Annotated in this window: 22 protein-coding genes; 21 read left to right on the forward strand and 1 reads right to left on the reverse strand. The window is 34.8% G+C overall.

Annotated elements, in window-relative coordinates; translation table 11 throughout:
* The 14 genes from ACPYKA_RS08690 to ACPYKA_RS08755 form a co-directional block, all read left to right on the forward strand.
* On the forward strand, positions 1-598 hold a 598-nt coding region (locus ACPYKA_RS08690), incomplete at its 5' end, for a 3-dehydroquinate synthase family protein (RefSeq protein ID WP_479541917.1).
* Positions 595-969 carry a chorismate mutase gene (aroH, locus tag ACPYKA_RS08695; protein WP_479541918.1) on the forward strand — a complete coding sequence of 125 codons (375 nt, stop codon included), beginning with the start codon at positions 595-597 and terminating at the stop codon, positions 967-969. The genes ACPYKA_RS08690 and aroH, both read left to right, overlap by 4 nt.
* Positions 970-2,076, forward strand: coding sequence for a histidinol-phosphate transaminase (gene hisC, locus ACPYKA_RS08700; protein WP_479541919.1), 1,107 nt, complete (start codon positions 970-972; stop codon positions 2,074-2,076).
* Positions 2,073-3,176: a prephenate dehydrogenase gene (locus ACPYKA_RS08705; RefSeq protein ID WP_479541920.1), complete on the forward strand. Its 1,104-nt coding sequence runs from the start codon at positions 2,073-2,075 to the stop codon at positions 3,174-3,176. Before hisC ends, ACPYKA_RS08705 begins: the two co-directional genes overlap by 4 nt.
* 32 nt (positions 3,177-3,208) lie before the next feature.
* Positions 3,209-4,504 (forward strand): 3-phosphoshikimate 1-carboxyvinyltransferase, encoded by a 1,296-nt coding sequence (aroA, locus tag ACPYKA_RS08710; protein WP_479541921.1) that lies wholly within the window; start codon positions 3,209-3,211, stop codon positions 4,502-4,504.
* Positions 4,505-5,030: 526 nt separating this feature from the next.
* Positions 5,031-6,293: a tetratricopeptide repeat protein gene (locus tag ACPYKA_RS08715; protein WP_479541922.1), complete on the forward strand. Its 1,263-nt coding sequence runs from the start codon at positions 5,031-5,033 to the stop codon at positions 6,291-6,293.
* Between the two features lie 45 nt (positions 6,294-6,338).
* Positions 6,339-6,878, forward strand: a complete 540-nt coding sequence (locus tag ACPYKA_RS08720; protein ID WP_479541923.1) for a YpiB family protein — start codon at positions 6,339-6,341, stop codon at positions 6,876-6,878.
* A gap of 37 nt (positions 6,879-6,915) precedes the next feature.
* Complete coding sequence (locus ACPYKA_RS08725; protein ID WP_479541924.1) at positions 6,916-7,374, forward strand: DUF2487 family protein; 459 nt, start codon at positions 6,916-6,918, stop codon at positions 7,372-7,374.
* 145 nt (positions 7,375-7,519) lie between these two features.
* Complete coding sequence (locus ACPYKA_RS08730; RefSeq protein ID WP_479541925.1) at positions 7,520-8,035, forward strand: QcrA and Rieske domain-containing protein; 516 nt, start codon at positions 7,520-7,522, stop codon at positions 8,033-8,035.
* Between the two features lie 6 nt (positions 8,036-8,041).
* Complete coding sequence (qcrB, locus tag ACPYKA_RS08735; RefSeq protein ID WP_479541926.1) at positions 8,042-8,716, forward strand: menaquinol-cytochrome c reductase cytochrome b subunit; 675 nt, start codon at positions 8,042-8,044, stop codon at positions 8,714-8,716.
* 14 nt (positions 8,717-8,730) lie between these two features.
* The gene (locus tag ACPYKA_RS08740; RefSeq protein ID WP_479541927.1) at positions 8,731-9,516 is read left to right on the forward strand and encodes a c-type cytochrome; all 786 of its coding nucleotides are present in this window, start codon (positions 8,731-8,733) and stop codon (positions 9,514-9,516) included.
* 74 nt (positions 9,517-9,590) lie between these two features.
* A complete protein-coding gene (gene lhaT / locus ACPYKA_RS08745) occupies positions 9,591-10,166 on the forward strand; it encodes a lipoprotein heptaprenylglyceryl N-acetyltransferase LhaT (protein WP_479541928.1) in 576 nt (191 codons plus the stop codon).
* A gap of 4 nt (positions 10,167-10,170) precedes the next feature.
* Positions 10,171-10,512, forward strand: a complete 342-nt coding sequence (locus tag ACPYKA_RS08750; RefSeq protein WP_479541929.1) for a sporulation protein YpjB — start codon at positions 10,171-10,173, stop codon at positions 10,510-10,512.
* Positions 10,513-10,584: 72 nt separating this feature from the next.
* Entirely contained in the window at positions 10,585-11,265 is a 681-nt protein-coding gene (locus ACPYKA_RS08755; RefSeq protein WP_479541930.1) for a zinc metallopeptidase, read from the forward strand.
* A gap of 655 nt (positions 11,266-11,920) precedes the next feature.
* Here ACPYKA_RS08755 and ACPYKA_RS08760 read toward each other — a convergent pair.
* On the reverse strand, positions 11,921-12,790 hold the full coding sequence (locus ACPYKA_RS08760) for a YitT family protein (RefSeq protein WP_479541931.1): 870 nt from the start codon (positions 12,788-12,790) through the stop codon (positions 11,921-11,923).
* Between the two features lie 150 nt (positions 12,791-12,940).
* Here ACPYKA_RS08760 and ACPYKA_RS08765 point away from each other — a divergent pair, with 150 nt between their 5' ends.
* The 7 genes from ACPYKA_RS08765 to panB are packed head-to-tail and all read left to right on the forward strand — an operon-like array spanning position 12,941 to position 18,698.
* Positions 12,941-13,312, forward strand: a complete 372-nt coding sequence (locus ACPYKA_RS08765; protein WP_479541932.1) for a nucleotide pyrophosphohydrolase — start codon at positions 12,941-12,943, stop codon at positions 13,310-13,312.
* A complete protein-coding gene (gene dapB / locus ACPYKA_RS08770) occupies positions 13,312-14,115 on the forward strand; it encodes a 4-hydroxy-tetrahydrodipicolinate reductase (RefSeq protein ID WP_479541933.1) in 804 nt (267 codons plus the stop codon). Before ACPYKA_RS08765 ends, dapB begins: the two co-directional genes overlap by 1 nt.
* 28 nt (positions 14,116-14,143) lie before the next feature.
* Positions 14,144-14,566, forward strand: a complete 423-nt coding sequence (locus ACPYKA_RS08775; protein WP_479541934.1) for a methylglyoxal synthase — start codon at positions 14,144-14,146, stop codon at positions 14,564-14,566.
* Positions 14,563-15,702 carry an N-acetyl-alpha-D-glucosaminyl L-malate synthase BshA gene (bshA, locus tag ACPYKA_RS08780; protein WP_479541935.1) on the forward strand — a complete coding sequence of 380 codons (1,140 nt, stop codon included), beginning with the start codon at positions 14,563-14,565 and terminating at the stop codon, positions 15,700-15,702. The genes ACPYKA_RS08775 and bshA overlap by 4 nt, the downstream gene beginning before the upstream one ends.
* A 2-nt stretch (positions 15,703-15,704) precedes the next feature.
* Positions 15,705-16,904, forward strand: coding sequence for a CCA tRNA nucleotidyltransferase (locus ACPYKA_RS08785; protein ID WP_479541936.1), 1,200 nt, complete (start codon positions 15,705-15,707; stop codon positions 16,902-16,904).
* Positions 16,880-17,857: a biotin--[acetyl-CoA-carboxylase] ligase gene (locus ACPYKA_RS08790; RefSeq protein ID WP_479541937.1), complete on the forward strand. Its 978-nt coding sequence runs from the start codon at positions 16,880-16,882 to the stop codon at positions 17,855-17,857. Before ACPYKA_RS08785 ends, ACPYKA_RS08790 begins: the two co-directional genes overlap by 25 nt.
* Before the next feature lie 13 nt (positions 17,858-17,870).
* Positions 17,871-18,698: a 3-methyl-2-oxobutanoate hydroxymethyltransferase gene (gene panB / locus ACPYKA_RS08795; protein WP_479541938.1), complete on the forward strand. Its 828-nt coding sequence runs from the start codon at positions 17,871-17,873 to the stop codon at positions 18,696-18,698.
* Positions 18,699-18,764 lie beyond the last annotated feature (66 nt).

Genomic DNA, 18,764 nt, shown 5'->3' on the forward strand with positions numbered 1-18,764 from the left:
TATTTATGATGTGAACACGTTAAGTTCTTTACCGGAACATGAAGTACGTTCCGGTTATGCAGAACTTATTAAAGAAGCATTTATTGCGGATGAATCTTTTTTAAAGCAGCTTCTAAATGTTGATATTTATGGCTTATCAAACAACCAATTAAGAGACCATTTATATAATGGCATTAAAATCAAAGCTGAAATAGTAGAACAAGACGAAAAAGAGTCAAATATCCGTAAATTTTTAAACTTTGGTCATACGTTAGCCCATGCTTTGGAGACAAAATTAGGTTATGGAAAAATTACCCATGGTGAAGCTGTAGCAATAGGCATGTTATTTGCCTTAAGACTTAGTGAACAAAAATTTAATAAAGCCTTGTCATATGAAGCATTCTATAGCTGGTTAAAGAAAAATAATTATCCATTGTCTTTATTTGGCGTAAAAATTTCAGAATTATTAGAGGTAATGAAATTAGATAAAAAAGCCGAAAATCAGCATGTTCAAATGGTTTTACTAAATGATGTGGCTGATCCTAAAACAATCGAACTTAGTGACCAGGAAGTATTAACAGCATTAGAGATGTTTGAAGAGGAGTTGAAGGCAATATGATCCGGGGGTTTAGGGGAGCTACAACGGTAAATGGTAATATTGAAGCAGAAATAACGAAAGAAACTAAAAAATTGGTCTTAACAATGGTAGAGACAAATCAGATCAAACCTGAGGATATATCTCATGTATTATTTTCTGTCACAAATGATTTAAACGCAAGTTTTCCTGCAAAAGTTGCAAGAGAGATGAATGGATGGACTCATGTTCCAGTTATGTGTATGAAAGAAATTGACGTACCAAACAGTTTACCGTTATGTATTAGAGTGATGATGGTTGCAAGGACGGGATTGAAACAAAATGAAGTACAGCATATTTTTTTAAATGAAGCAATTAAATTAAGACCTGATTTAGTTGGAAATGAAGGTGATTAAATGGTTGGTAAGGAAATTTTAAATCAATTAACGGCATACAAACAGGGAATGCAAATTGCGGATGTAAAACGTAAATATAACTTGGATAAGATTGTCAAATTAGCTTCAAATGAAAACCCTTATGGTTGCTCAAGTCAAGTAAAAGAGCAATTAAATAAAAGTATGATAGATTACGAAATATATCCAGATGGCTATACGTCCGATTTGCGAATGAAACTATCTGAGAAACTTAACGTTGATGAATCGCAAATTGTATTTGGAAATGGTTCAGATGAAGTGATCACGTTTATTTGTCGTGCTTTTTTATACCCGGGAGTCAACACTGTAATGGCTTCTCCGACCTTCACTCAATACCGTCATCATTCACTTATTGAAGGTGCAGAAGTAAGGGAGGTTCCGACAAGAAATGGAAAGCATGATTTAGAAGAAATGAAAAATGCAATTGACAAGAATACAAAAGTGGTCTGGATCTGTACGCCGGATAACCCAACTGGTACAATTATTCAAAAGAATGAGTTCAAGCAATTTATGGATGAAGTACCACCAGAAGTTCTTGTCGTTTTGGATGAAGCTTATTATGAGTTTGTATCAGAACAATTAAGATTATCTTTACATGATTCTTTATTCAAGTATCCGAATCTAATTGTCTTACGTACTTTTTCAAAAATTTATGGTTTAGCTGGATTAAGGGTTGGATATGGAATTGCAAATTCCGAAATAGCCCATAAGTTAAATGTTGTTAGGGGGCCCTTTAATACAACTTCATTTTCGCAAAAAGCAGCTATTGCTGCCCTTCAAGATGATAAATTTATTGAGGAAACGAAAAATTTAAATTACAAAGTAAAGAAAGACTTTCAAACCTTTTTAGATACGATTGGTTGGTCTTACTATGAATCACACACCAATTTTTTATTAATTCATACTCCAATAGATGCAGATAAGGTTTCACATTATTTATTACAACACGGCTTTATTGTCCGCTCCGGTAACCTACTTGGTTATCCAAATACGATACGAGTTACAATAGGAAATGAAGAGGATATGTTGGCCCTCCAACCGATATTAAAAGAATTACAATTGAAAATAAATGATGGGGTTTTGAAATGAAACGGAAAATTTTAGTGGCCGGTCTAGGGCTAATTGGAGGTTCTCTTGCAAAAGCAATGAAAAAAATGCAAGAGAACTATATTTTAGGCTATGATTTAAATGCAGATACATTGCAAATCGCCCTAGAAGAAGGTACGATTGATGAAATTTGTACAGATTTAGAATCGGGAGTAAAAAAAGCAGAGATTGTTTTTTTAGCAGCACCGATTACAGCAACTATCGACCTTTTAAAGCAACTGGATCATATTGATTTGGAACATGATATTATTGTTTCAGATGTTAGTTCCGTTAAAGGGTCTATACTGGAAGTAGCAAATAATCTTACCAATAAACATATCACGTTTATAGGTGGGCATCCGATGGCCGGATCTCATAAAAATGGTATTCGTGCAGCCCGAGAACACTTATTCGAAAATGCTATTTATGTATTAACACCAACTACAGAATGCTCAATGGATAAAGTTGGAATTTTAAAAGATGTCCTTAGAGAAACGAAAAGCAATTTTATTATTTTGCAACCAGATGAACACGATGAAATGACGAGTGTTATTTCTCATTTCCCTCATTTAATTGCTTCTTCTCTTGTCCATCAAGCAAAAAAATGGGAACAAGTTCATCATTATTTACCAAATCTTGCTGCGGGTGGTTTTCGTGACATTACTCGGATTGCTTCAAGCAATCCAAAATTATGGCAAGATATATTTCAGCATAATGGCTCCAAAATGTCTCGACTGCTCCAAGACTGGATTAATGAAATGGTAACATTAAAAGAATTTTTAGATAAAAATAATAAGGAAGATATGATTACCTATCTTGATCAAGCTAAAAAATACCGCGATGGACTTGGAGAGAAAAAGACAAGAGGAGCATTACCATCATTTTATGATGTATATGTTGATATTAAAGACCAACCTGGATCGATTGCGTCTGTCGTACAACTAATCGCTGATGAAGAAATTAGCATAAGAAACATTCAAATCTTGGAAATACGGGATGATATTAATGGAGCACTTAGACTGAGTGTTACAAACCGTGAAGACCAGAAACGGGCCTTTTCCTTGTTAGAACAGAATGGTTTTGATGTTACAATCGATGTTTAAGTGATTTTTTATGTTAGAAAGGACTGTTTTATTTGAAAAAAAATACATCCTTCTTACCGGTAAAACAAGGCTTACATGGTGATATTTACGTGCCTGGAGATAAATCAATTTCCCATCGTGCAGTAATGTTTGGGTCGCTTGCTAAAGGGAAAACAGTAATTGATAATTTTTTAGATGGAGAAGATTGCCTACATACCATCGAAATTTTTCGTAAGTTAGGTGTATCGATTGAAAGGTCTGGGTCATCGGTAGAAATAAATAGTGAAGGTTACCAATCGTTTCAAGAACCTCTTTCCCCTTTATATTTGGGAAACTCTGGTACTACTGCCCGGCTAATGCTCGGAATATTAGCAGCACTTCCTTTTTATACGGTTATGTATGGAGACCCTTTTTTAACCGTTCGTCCAATGGACCGAGTTGCTACACCACTTAAACAAATGGGAGCACAAATTGATGGGAGAAAAAACGGCAATTTCCTACCACTATCTATTCGTGGAACTACATTAACGGGGATTGAATATAAACTTCCCGTTAAAAGTGCTCAAGTAAAATCGGCTGTACTATTGGCTGGCTTATTTGCGGAAGGTGAAACAACAGTTATTGAAAAAGCAAAAACGCGGGATCATACAGAAAATATGTTACGTGCTTTTGGTGCGGATATTCGGGTAAATGAAAATGTAATAAAGGTGACGAATAAAAATAATTTAATAGCTTGTAACGTTACTGTCCCTGGAGATATTTCTTCAGCTGCATTTTTTATGGTTGCTGCAGCCATCGTGCCAAATAGCCGTATTACGTTAAAGAATGTTGGATTAAATATTACTCGTTCAGGTATTTTAGATGTTTTATTAGATATGAATGCTAATATTAAAATTACGAATCAAAGGGAAATAAGTGGCGAACTATTAGGTGATGTAACAGTAACCTATAGTCAGTTAAAAGGTACCACGATTGCCTCTGAACTTATTCCAAGACTTATCGATGAAATCCCAATTATTGCTTTACTCGCTACTCAAGCAGATGGAACTACTATCATTAAAGATGCCGAGGAATTAAGAGTAAAGGAAACAGATCGAATTAACGCAGTAATAGATGTGCTTTCAACATTAGGGGCAAACATTGAAGAGCAAAAAGATGGGATGATTATCCATGGTAAAACAGCGTTATCTGGCGGGAAAATAAAAAGTTATAGTGATCATCGAATCGCCATGATGGGAATTATTGCTTCATTAATTACGGAAGATATTGTAACATTAGATGATACCTCTTCAATAGCTGTTTCGTATCCACGATTCTTTGAAGACTTAAAAAATATAACGAATGAATAGAATCTGCATGTGTAGATTCTATTTTTCATTGGCAGATAGGAAAAACCTTCCTACTGCTCACTGGCTAAAATCTCAGGCGTCCTAGGACTGGGACTGCGCTTACTCGTCCCATCGAAGGGCATTTGCTCTTTCGTTCGTCCCACCGTAAAGATTTGTCGGCACGTCAGTCACTCGTAAGTGCAACTAAGGCATTCGCTATTAAAGGCTTTCACTCAAGAGCATAAGCGCAACATCACCTCTGTCTTTCGCTAGGAAGGCCGACTAAGAACAGGCTCTCTGCCTAACCGTCGGCATACCCCTAGTGATCAGGGCATGTTTTCTTTAACGAATGCCAAGTTTTCTAATCTAGCCCTTCTAATTTACGGGACATACTAGTGTCGATGGTTCAATCTTGAGATGTGGCGTTGCAAGAGTCATCAGTCACTGCTGTTCTAAACTTTTAGAGTTCAGATGTGGTAACAGGAATGTTAAGTTTAGCCTGTAATGCGCTTTAATTTTACCAATTTTTAAAAAGGAGTATGTACGAATGGTTTCTATCGAAAAAGCCGTGCAGTTCATGGAAAAAGGCAAAGTGGACGAGGCATTAAAATTATTAAAGGAATATCTCCCCACCGCCTCAGATGATGAGAAGTTTATGATCTCTGAGTTGTATTACGAATGGGGTTTCTTTGAGGAAGCAGTTGTAGTTCTTGAAGAATTACTAAGCGATTACCCTGAAGAAGGAGAGATCATTACAAAACTTGTGGAGATGTATATTGAACTAGAAAAAGATGAATTAGCTATTGAATTATTGAATCAAATTGATAAACAAGATGTCTATTATGTGAATTCATTGCTTCAACTAGCAGATTTATATCAAGCACAAGGGCTATTTGAAGTTTCGGAACAAAAACTACTCGAAGCTAAGCAATTAGCTCCAAATGAAAAAGTAATTGATTTTGCACTTGGTGAACTCCTATTTTCCATTGGACAGTACAGTCGAGCAATTCCTTTTTATGAAAGAGTTGAAGGAGAAATAAAAGATATAAATGGTATATTTTTAAATGAACGTTTAGCCGAATGTCATGCATTAATTGGCCACTATGAACAAGCATTGGCATACTATGAAAAATCGAAAAGTAAAGACCCAGATACATTGTTTAAATATGGTTTTACGGCTTTTCAGCAAAAAAGAAATGACATTGCTATCAATGTTTGGAAACAATTACTTGAAATCGACCCTCACTATCATTCGGTATATCCAGAACTGGCTTTAGCAATGAAGGAAGAAGGGCAACTGAAAGAAGCTTATGCTATTGTTCAAGAAGGTCTTAAATATGACGAATTTAATAAAGAACTCTATTATTTGGCTGCACAACTTACTTTATCTTTAAACGATCAACAAGAAGCTATAAATTTCTTAAAAGAAGCTATTTCTTTGGATATTGATTACCAGGAAGCAATCCTTTTACTAATTCAGCTGTATAAAGACAGAAATCAATTCACTGATATAATCGACCTTATTACTAGCTGTAAAAATGCTGGAGCAAGTGATCCAATATATGAATGGGAACTGGCTAGAGCTTATACTGAAGAAGAACTATATAAAGAAGCACTGAAATCATACGAAGAGGCAAGTACTTACTTATCAGATGACAAAGAATTTATGAAAGAATACGGCTATTTTCTAACAGAAGAAGGACTACATGAAAACGCAATTAAGGTGTTAGAAAAGTATACTAGCCTTGAGCCTTTCGATGAGGAAACATCATCCTTTTTAGAGCGATTAAAATTTTCAATTAATGAGTAAAATATGTTACGATTAATTCTGTAGAAAGGGGTTGAAATTTATACAATGTCTGCTCCGATATCCATTCAATCAAAAAAACACTTTTTACAATGGTTTATTTCTCACTATAACGTTAAAGTGCAAGAAATTAACTGGTTCCTTGAAGATCTAGTAGTAGATGAACGAGCTTTACAAAACTTACATTTTGTTCATGATATAAAACATTGTCCTAAAGGGATAATCATTTCAACTCTGGAAGAAGATCGTAACTTTTTATTTTTCAAAGGAAATGTTCGTACAAATGATGTGTATACAGCTTACCATGAATTACACTTATATCATGAGGAAGCTTTCTATATTCAAATTGATTTTCCCGAAAAAAATTCACATCCTTTATACAAAGCTGTCATAGAGGAAGAGTTATTACAATTAGAGATGGATAAGCAATATACGGAAAGCTTATTAAACGAATTATTAGTTAAAGGGAAAGAAAAATATTTGCATCAAGAAATTAATAAAGCTTTAGATCATAAAGATATTAATAAATTCTTCCATTATTCAAGTAAGTTGAAAGATTTTTATAAAAATATGGATAATAATTTTTAAGTTTAAAATACTACTAAATGGGAAAGGAATTAATGTTGTGAAGTGGCTAAGTGAGGATTTAAAAAAATATGTACAAGCAAAGGAATATGTTGATACATTAATTATTCCTTTAGAGGCTTTTCATTTATCACAAGAGACAAGTTTGGAAAATGATGCTTTTCATCGTGAAGTACTAAGTATTTACACGAATGAGATTGAAAAAGAATTAAGTGGCAGAGTTTTACTTGCTCCAACATACGCTTATTTGAAATCTTCAAACCTTGATCATGAGGTAAACCGTATAAATAGTTGGATTGAAGATGTAAAAACACAACCATTTACATCTATATTTGTAATAACTTTCGATAACGCTTGGAAAAAAGTTGAAAAAAATTTAGATTGCAATTTACTTTGGCTTCCTGGTATGAAACCTGGAAATATAAATTCAGAAGATGCTGTGAAACTTATTCGCAGTCAAGTTGAACAAATAAGTGAGTTAATTCGATCTTATTGGTAAACACTAGTTAATATTCTGTAAAAACCAAAATATTTGTTACAAAATGTATTAATAATTGACCATGTCCTAACTTTAAGCTATTATTGAATTGTCCTAGTAATAAATTTAAAATTGTCCGTGAAAACGTGTAAGAGGGGGGAAAACCATGAGTGACAAAAAACAACAAGTATCCCGTAGACAATTCTTGAACTACTCCTTAACTGGATTAGGTGGTTTTATGGCTGCTGGTATGCTTGTACCTATGTTGCGATTTGCTGTTGATCCAGTACTTCAAAGTGCAGGAGAGGCGGGAGAGTTAGTTAATGTTAAGATTTCTGTTGATGATCTTACAGATGAGCCAAAGCGTGTTGACTGGGAAGTCGAACAAGTTGATGGATGGTATACATCAAACATTAACCGTACAGCATGGGTATTCAAAGATGAAAATGGTGATATTCAAGCATTTTCCCCAGTATGTAAACATTTAGGTTGTTTCGTTTCTTGGGAAGGCAGTGAAGATTATCCAAATGAGTTTTTCTGTCCATGTCATAATGGTCGCTACTATAAAGATGGTGTAAACGTACCGGGTACACCACCAACAGCGCCATTAGACGTATACGAACATAAGGTTGAAAACGGAATGTTGTACCTTGGCGAACCAAAACCAAGAGGGGAGGCATAATACGTAATGATCCAAAAATTATATGATTGGATTGATGAACGAGTAGATGTTGCACCAATTTGGCGTGATATTGCTGATCATGAAGTACCTGAACATGTTAACCCTGCATATCACTTCTCAGCGTTCGTTTATTGCTTTGGTGGTTTAACATTCTTCGTCGTTGTTATACAAGTCTTATCAGGAATGTTCTTAACGATGTATTATGTTCCTGATATTGAGAATGCATGGAAGTCAGTTTATTACTTACAAAGTCAGGTAGCACATGGACAAATTGTTCGTGGGATGCACCATTGGGGTGCAAGTGTAGTTATTGTCATGTTACTTTTACATACGATGCGTGTATTTTTCCAAGGAGCATACAAAAAGCCACGTGAATTAAACTGGATGGTTGGAGTGTTAATCTTCTTTGTCATGCTAGCACTTGGATTCACTGGTTATTTACTACCGTGGGATAACAAAGCATATTTTGCTACACAGGTAGGTCTTGAAATTGCAGAACAAGTTCCGTTTATCGGTACTGAGTTAAAAACGTTATTATCAGGTGACCCAACGATCGTTGGTGCACAGACATTAACGAGATTCTTTGCAATTCACGTATTTTTCTTACCAGCTGCATTATTTGCACTGCTTGCAGTACATTTTATTTTAATACGTAGGCAAGGTATTGCTGGACCACTATAAAAGGAGGGAAAGCTATGAAAAGAGGTAAAGGAATGCGTTTTGTCGGAGATTCTCGAATTTCCGCAGATAAAACGTCAACAGTACCTAAAGATTATTCGGAATATCCTGGACGTACAGAAGCATTCTGGCCTAACTTCTTACTGAAAGAATGGCTTGTGGGATCTGTCTTCTTAATCGGATTTTTATGTGCAACAATAGCGGCTCCTCCTCCTTTACAGGGAGTTGCCGATCCTACAGATGCTGCTTATATACCGTTACCAGACTGGTATTTCTTATTCTTATATGAATTACTAAAATATGACTTTGCGAGTGGACCATATATTTTATTTGGAATACTCGTCTTGCCTGGACTAGCTTTTGGTGCCTTACTACTCGCTCCATTCCTTGATAATGGACCTGGTAGAAGACCACCTAAACGTCCTATTGCTGTTGGAATAATGATTCTTGCTTTAGTTTCTGTTTTCTGGTTAACATATGAGTCAGCAGCTCCTGTTGATTGGAAACAGATTGCTGCAGATAACCAACCAATACACCCAGACGAGATGACAGAAATTGATGTCGATCATCCAGGATATGCTGTCTATGAAAACAGCTGTTTAGGATGTCACGGAGATTCTCTTGAAGGTGGAGCAACAGGGCCTTCTTTAATCGGAATTGAATACGGACCAGAAGAAGTAGCGGAAATTGCTGTCAACGGTATCGGAGACATGCCACCAGATATATTTACTGGAACTGACGAAGAATTAGAGCAGCTTGTCGATTTTATAATGAGTGTTAATGAAGAAGCAGAAGAAGAATAGTATGTACAAGCACCTTTGCCTAACAATTGGTAAAGGTGCTTTTCTATACTTAATACTAATTAGAGGTGAATTTATTGCAATTAAATCAAATACTCCTAAACCGACAATTTTTGATTATATTATTTATCATTAATTTATTAGGTACGATTTATGGATACATTTGGTATCAAAGCCAATTAAAAATTACCCCCACTATTTTCTTACCTTTCGTACCAGATAGTCCAACCGCAAGTTTGTTTTTTACGATATTTTTGCTCTTTTTTATATTTAATAAAAATGTACCTTATATCGAAGCTTTAGCTGTAACTACATTATTTAAGTATGGTGTCTGGGCGGTAGTCATGAACATTTTTACGTTGATTGTTGATGGCTCTTTAGACTGGCAAGGCTACATGTTAATTGCATCTCATGGGGCAATGGCTTTGCAGGGACTTTTATATGTACCTTATTATAAAATAAAATTAAAACATTTAACCCTTGCAGGTATTGTACTACTACATAATGAAATCATTGATTACGTGTTTGGAATGATGCCAATTTATTCATCCTTAACAGACTATATTAAAGAAATTGGTTATTTTACATTTTGGCTCTCCATTTTTACAATCATGTTAACTTATCAGCTAACCATTAAAAATAAACAAAAGTAGGTTTATGAAAGATTCCTTATTTACATATATTAAAATTATCCCACATATATTTAATTTAACAGTACTTATAAGTGGGGTGATCTCTATTCGGTTCTTTAATAAACTCGCGATACTTATTGGCTCATTTTTGATAGGGGTCATTATTATTTTCGTAAGTTTGATTCAAATAAATGAAGCTTACGCAAAAGTGGAGAACAAAGAAGATGTTTACATCTCAAGCATTATTCCCTTTTATTGGATGATCATGCTTATTGGTGGTGTAATTATGGTTACATTATCTTATGTAAGTTGGAGAAAATACAGAGGACATAAAAAAAATGAACAAAAAAGAGACGTAAATAATTGACTTCTTTAAGAAATTTGACTATTATTGACTATAAGGAATTCTAAATTTAACTAGGATCTGGAGGAATAATTGATGTCATTAGGAACTACGTTAATTTATTTTGCATTATTACTAATTATACCTATGTGGGCACAAATGAAAGTAAAAAGTACGTATAAAAAATATTCACAAATTGCCTCATCTTCTCATATGACAGGAGCACAAGTTGCACGTAAAATATTGGACGAAAACGGTTTATATGACGTACAAATCGAAGAATCAAAAGGAGTTTTATCTGATCATTATGATCCTAGACAAAAAGTAGTACGATTATCTAGTGGTAATTTCCATGGACATTCAACAGCTGCTGCAGCTATAGCAGCTCATGAAGTTGGTCATGCAATCCAAGATGCCGAAGATTATGGATTTTTAAAATTTAGAACTGCTTTAGTGCCGCTCGCATCATTCGGCTCCGGTAGTGCAATATGGATCATTTTAATTGGTTTTATTTTTGATATGATGAACCTAGTTTTGTTTGGAATTATTTTTATGGCTTTTGCTGTACTGTTTCAACTTGTGACATTACCAGTTGAATTTAATGCTTCGAATCGAGCAAGAGATCAACTTGTAATGACGGGAATTATTCAAAATAGTGAAGAAAGAGGAACAAAAAAAGTATTGGACGCAGCGGCTCTAACATATGTTGCAGCAGCACTTGTTGCAGTAGCAGAATTAATTCGTTTCATTCTTATCTTTGCTAATAGTAATGATTAATAAGAAACAATTTGAAGGTAATCCTTCAAACTGTTTCTTTTTTTATGAGGCTGAGTTTTTTAAACAAAAATTATAAAGACGAACATTTACAGATTAATTTATAGTTGAAGGAAACTGTGCAGTAATGAAAATTTGTAAACCGTTGATTTCCGCTGCGGACAGTTGCTTTCCGCGGTCACGGCCTCAGCCTCCGAAGTACAGGACGTGCAAGTGCAGGTGTTGCGACAGGACGTCGCGTACTTAACCTGCCTCGCGGAAGAACACCGCTGCGGGGTCTTCGGACACGTGCTGTTCCCGCAGGAGTCAACTGTCCTCCGCTTCAATCAACCATGGTGATAGTAATATCAAATTGTGTAGAGAGTTTACCAATCACACCCAGCGAAGGAAATACACGGAGACTCCTACAGGAGGAAAGGCCTAGGTGAGACAACGCAGTGCGTAGCACAAGGAAGGCTCATCAGCCGCCTGCGGAAAGCGCAGTGTATTTCCGTAGCGGTATGATTATTGCTATTCGAACTTACTGCACAATTTATGAAGATTATCGATTAAATTTTAAAACAACTATCAGAAAATCTGAATTAATACGAACTTAAATTAAAGAAATACGAGTTACAGTTCAAATTTTTTATGAAAATTTTGTGCTAGCTTCTTTTTTTTACATATTAAGAGGCTGCTTTTTTTCATCCAATGTAAATCCTTCTCCTAACACTTCATGAACTGCAGTAACGGCTACAAAAGCATATGGATCAATATCATTAATGATGTTTTTTAGCTTGACGACTTCATTCCTTGCAACGATACAATAAATTACATTTTGTTCTTTCTGCGTGTAGTTACCTCTCCCGCTTAATACGGTTACTCCTCTTTCCATTTCTGTATTTATTTTATCGGCGATTTCCGTATATTTTTTAGATATGATAGTAGCTCCCCGTGCCGAATAAGCACCTTCTTGAATAAAATCTATTACACGGGCTCCTACATAAACAAGAAGCAATGTGTACATTCCTTCGACTAATTTTAAATATGTAAAGATGGAAGTAGTAATAACTACAAAATCAAACATAAACATGGTACGTCCCATACTCCAACCTACATACTTGTTTACTATTCTGGCAATAATATCGACTCCGCCCGTAGTACCGCCATAACGAAATATAATTCCTAAACCTACTCCAATAAATACGCCGGCAAAAAGTGCTGCCAACGTCAAATCAGATTGCAGATTAATTTGAAACGGTTTAATTTGAAAGATATATAAAAAGAGAGAGACAGAAAAAGTACCAATCAATGTGTAAATAAACGTAGTTCTACCTAATATCTTCCAACCAATAAAAAATACAGGTATATTTAAGACGATATTCGTAATAGCAGGATCCCATTTCCACAGAAAATAAAGTAATAATGTGATCCCGGTAAAACCGCCTTCTCCTAAATGGTTTTGCATATTAAAATGAACGATTCCAAAAGAAAAAATTGCCGCCCCAATTAATATAAAAATTATATTTTTAAACCTTATCCCTAACATGTCAGTCCTCCTAACAGATATCGTATTTTAGTATAGACATATATTGGTAAGTATACAATGATAATATTGACTTTTACAGCTAAATAATTTGTCAAATCTTGATCTTTTAGCTAACATAAAGATTAATTACTCATTATTTAAGGAGATTCTATGGATAAAAATCGAATTTATTCGACAAAAGAAATGGAACAGCAAGTTGACGAATATATTTCACAATTTAAAGAAGGGTATTTTTCACCTTTGGCTTTAGTTGCCCGCCTATCTGAAGAAGTAGGTGAACTAGCACGAGAAATAAATCATACATATGGTGAAAAAACAAAAAAACCAACCGAAAAACCTAAAACGATTGAAGAAGAAATAGGGGATATCCTATTTGTTCTCGCATGTTTTTCAAATTCTCTAGATATGGATCTTTCTAAGGCATTTCATACTTCAATGTCTAAGATTAGAACTAGGGATAAAGATCGGTGGACAAAAAAGACTAAACAAGTTGAAAACGCACATCTTGAGGAGGATTTATGATGGCAATAAATATTGTCTTAGCAGGCCCAAGGGGTAAAATGGGAACAGAGGCTATTAAGATGATAACAAACGATGAAAATTTCAATTTAATCGCTTGTATCGACCGAAAAAATAACGGAAAATCACTTGATGAAATTAATCATGTATGTGAAAACAGTGTACCGATCTATGATGATGCAAAAACATGTTTTGAAGAAATGGAGCCAGATGTTTTTGTGGATCTTACTATTCCGCAAATTGGCTTTGAACATACCAAATTAGCGCTACAGCTTAACATTCGTGCAGTAGTTGGAACATCAGGCTTTACAGAAGCTCAAATTGATGAATTATCTATTTTGGCTGAGCAAAATAAAACTGGTTGTATCATTGCACCTAATTTTGCATTAGGGGCTGTCTTAATGATGTTATTTTCAAAAATGGCTGCTAAGTATTTTCCAGATGTAGAAATTATTGAAAAACATCATGATAAAAAGATAGATGCCCCGTCTGGTACAGCATTAAAGACAATTGAAATGATTAAACAATCACGTGATCCGAAAAAACAAGGACATCCAGAAGAATATGAAATTGTTGAAGGCTCCCGTGGAGGGGAAATAGAAGGTATTCGTGTGCATAGTATGCGGTTACCTGGATTGGTTGCACATCAAGAAGTTGTTTTTGGAAGCAAAAGTCAATTACTAACCATTAAACATGATTCTTTCCATCGTGAATCATTTATGGATGGATTAAAACTTGGTATAAATGAAGTAATGAAATTGCAAAAACTAATTTATGGTTTAGAACATGTAATGGATTTAGACTAAAATTTAAAAAATAGATCGGTGGGGTAATATGAATATAGCGTTAATTGCACACGATAAAAAAAAGAATGATATGATAGAATTTGCGATCGCTTATGAACATGTATTAGAAAATCATTCATTATATGCAACTGGTACTACAGGAAAGCGTATCGAGGAAGCGACAAAATTATCGATCCATAAGTTTCAATCTGGTCCTATCGGGGGAGATCAACAGATAGGGGCACTTGTTGCAAACAATGAAATGGATATGATCATATTTTTTAGAGATCCATTGACGGCTCAACCACATGAGCCAGATGTTAGTGCGTTAATGCGTCTGAGTGATGTTCATTTAATCCCACTAGCAACTAATATTGCGGCCGCTGAGATTTTAATCCATGGCTTAGAACGTGGAGATTTTACTTGGCGAAAAATTGTTAAAGACAAGAAGTCTAAAGGTGTAAACAAATGAAAAAAATAGGAATTACATGCTACCCTACAATTGGAGGATCTGGAATTATCGCAACAGAGCTGGGAAAATTGCTAGCGGAAAAAGGATTTGAAATCCATTTTATTACTTCCAGTCTTCCATATCGTCTGGATTGTATAAATCCAGAAATTTATTTTCATGAAGTGGAAATAAGTCATTACCCGGTTTTTCAATACCCACCATATGACTTAGCTTTAGCTGCAAAAATGGCTGAAGTCATCGATCGAGAGCAACTGGATATATTACATGTACATTATGCAATGCCACATGCTATTAGCGCAATATTAGCAAGAGACATTGCAGAACATGATGTTAAAATTGTTACAACATTACATGGAACTGATATTACTGTCTTAGGCATTGACCAAACGTTTAAACGAATGATTTCATACGGCATTGAGGAATCCGACGCTGTAACAGCAGTATCTCATGATTTAGTAGATCAAACGATTCAACAATTACAAGTGAAGAAAGAAATAGATGTAATTTATAACTTTGTGAATGAAAAAGAGTATTTTAAAAAAGAAAATGACTTTATTAAAAGCGAGTACGGTATTGACCCGGATGATAAAGTAATTATACATATTTCAAACTTTAGAAAAGTAAAAAGAATTAAAGATGTTATAAATACCTTTTTCATGATCCAAGCGAATATAAAATCAAAATTAATCTTAGTTGGAGATGGGCCTGAATTACAAACTGCTTATGAAATCGTAAATAAATTGAATTTGGAAAATAACGTTTTATTTTTAGGTAAACAAAAAAATATTAGTGATTTATTATCCATTTCAGATATTAAATTATTAATGTCAGAGCAAGAAAGTTTTGGACTAGTTCTTTTAGAAGCAATGGCTTGTGAGGTAGCTGCAATTGGAACGAATGTTGGAGGAATACCGGAAGTTATTTCTCATGGAGAGACAGGTTATATAGTAGAATTGGGCGATACTGAGACCGCTGCAAGTTATGCTATTCATTTACTGGAAAATGAAGATTTACTAAAGGAATTTTCAGAACAAGCACTACATAGAGCCCGTTCTCTCTTTCATTCAGAAGAGATTGTCAACCAGTATATTGCGTTATATGAAAAGTTACTAATAAAAAATGGTTCAGGTGAATGAGAATGTTTACAAAAGCTTTTCAACAAGCGGTCGAAGTAATTGATAAATTGGAAGCGCATGGGTACGAGGCTTATTTTGTCGGCGGTTGTGTTAGAGATTTATTGTTAAATAGAAACATTGGGGACATTGATATTGCTTGCTCGGCCGCACCTGAAATTGTTCAACAAATTTTTCCTAAAGTAATCCCAGTTGGAATCGAACATGGTACTGTCATTGTTCGTCATAAAGGGGGGTCTTATGAGGTAACAACATTTCGTAAGGACGGCGATTATTCTGATCAACGTCACCCAGACGATGTGATGTTTATTAATAATATTGACGAAGATCTTAAACGGCGAGACTTTACCATTAACGCATTAGCAATGGATAAGCACGGGGAAATAATTGATCTGTTTTCAGGAACAAAAGATCTGGATGCTAAACTCATTCGTGCAGTCGGTAATCCAAGAGAAAGATTGATGGAAGATCCGCTAAGAATTATCCGTGGACTTAGATTTGCAAGTCAATTGGGATTTTCTATCGAAACGGAAACATTACAACAGATGAAAAGTTTAATTAATGAAATTGAAACCGTAGCGGTAGAACGATTAACGAATGAATTTTCGAAAATATTCCAAGGTGAGTTCGTACAAAATAGTATCGATTATTTAATTCAAATACAAGGATTTAAACATCTTCCCGTTTTCAGTAATGAATATAAATTAATTGAACGGATACCTAAACCATTATCGGCTTTTTACTCATTTGCGGAAGTAATTGCCATGTTTCATTATTTGGAAAAGAATATTACAATATCCGATTGGGTAAAGGCTTGGAAATGTTCTAACCAAGTTAAACGGGATGCAATGAACCTTTTTGAAGCAATTTCTTATTTTAATAAAAATGGAATGGATTCTTGGCTTATATATCGGTTGGAACTTTGTAATTTTCGTTCATTTGATCACCTAATAGAGCTTTTGTTTAATAAACCTACTAGTTTAAAGAGCCTTTACAATAAGAAAAAGGCATTGGCTATTCAAACTAGAAATGATTTAAGAATAGACGGTCATGATATCATGCAAATTTTTCCAGATAGAAACCCGGGTTCTTGGATGGAAGAAGTGCTTAAGAAAGTAGAATACAAGGTTGTCATGAATGAGTTAAATAATAATAATCAACATATAAAGGAGTGGATTAGATGTCATCCACCCGAAACAAACTAATAAAACTTCTAGCAGAAAATAAAGAAAAGTATATATCTGGACAATATTTATCCGAAAAATTAAACATATCTAGAAGTGCCATTTGGAAACATATGAATGAACTAAAAAAAGATGGCTATGAAATTGAAGGAAAGGCCAAAAAAGGATATCGAATCCTAAGTTTTCCGAACAAATTAAGTGAAAATACAATATCATGGGGACTTGAAACAGACTGGTTAGGAAAAACCATTATCCACCGAGAATCGATTACATCAACACAACGTCTTGCGCATGAATTGGCACTTGATGGAGCCAATCACGGAACGATTGTCATTGCGGATGAACAGACAAAAGGAAAAGGCAGAACGGACCGAGCTTGGCATTCTGAAAAAGGCAAAGGTATTTGGATGAGTATTATCCTTCGCCCAACTATTTTACCTTATTTAGCACCCCAATTAACATTATTAACAGCAACCGTATTGGCAAATGTAATAGATAGTTATGCAAAAATTAGACCGCAAATAAAATGGCCAAACGATATTTTAATTGATGGTAAAAAAATGGCGGGAATATTAACAGAGATGCAAGCAGAGCAAGATACTGTACTTTATGTGATTATCGGAATGGGAATAAATATTAACCAAACGAAAGCTGATCTACCGAATGAAATAAGTAATAGAGCTACATCACTACAAATTGAAACAGAAAAAAGTTGGGATATGCTCCCGATTATTCAAGAGATAATTCGAACATTTGAAACAAAATATATGCATTATATCGATCACGGTTTTAATCAAGTAAAACAAACTTGGGAAAATTATGGCTTTAGATTAAATGAACGTTTACAAATAAAATCTGGTAACAAATTATGGGAAGGTATCTTTTTAGGGATTGCAGAAGATGGTGCTCTTTTGGCAAAGAATGAAAATGGAGTAATTGAAAAAGTTTATTCAGGTGAAATTACCTGGTTTTAAGGGGGAAAAAATAATGTTAACCATTACAGATTTTTTAAAAATGAAACAGAATAACGAAAAAATTACGATGATTACAGCTTATGATTATCCGTCAGCAAAGCAAGTTGAAGAGGCGAATGTAGATTGTATTTTAGTCGGTGACTCACTCGGGAATACTGTTTTAGGTTATTCATCTACTACACAAGTCACGTTAGACGATATGATCCATCATGCTAAAGCTGTAAGACGTGGTGCAAAGAATACATTCGTTGCTGTTGATATGCCTTTCATGTCGTATCACGCATCGCTTGAAGATTCGATTAAAAATGCGACGAAGCTGTTTCAAGAAACAGATGCTCAAGCAATTAAAATCGAAGGTGCGACGGAAGAAACATTGACCTTAACGAAGCGACTAACCGATGGGGGCATTCCGATTATCGGACATTTAGGACTTACACCACAAACTGTTAATGTGTTAGGCGGATTTCGCGTCCAAGGGAAAGATGAAGCGGATAGTAAAAAAATACTTGAAGATGCAAAGCGGTTTGAAGCCTCTGGTGCAGCCGCCATCGTATTAGAATGTATCCCGAAGGAACTTGGTAAGCTTGTAACAGAAACAATCAATATACCTACGATTGGAATCGGCGCAGGTGCAGACTGTGACGGCCAGGTGTTAGTTTACCATGACATCTTACAATATGGTGTTGAAAGACTTCCTAAATTCGTTAAAACGTATGCAAATTTAAATCTATATGGAACCCAAGCCGTTGCAAATTATGTAGAGGATGTAAAAAACAACAATTTTCCGTTGGAGGAACATACGTACAAATTAAAGAATATGGATATCTTACCAAAAGTATAAAGTAGGTATTTAAACATGAAAATTATTCGCTCTGTTCAAACGATGATGAAAGAAGTAGCAAATGTT

The organism is Pseudogracilibacillus amylolyticus (SeqCode), from assembly GCF_051918545.1.
Lineage (GTDB): Bacteria > Bacillota > Bacilli > Bacillales > Amphibacillaceae > Pseudogracilibacillus.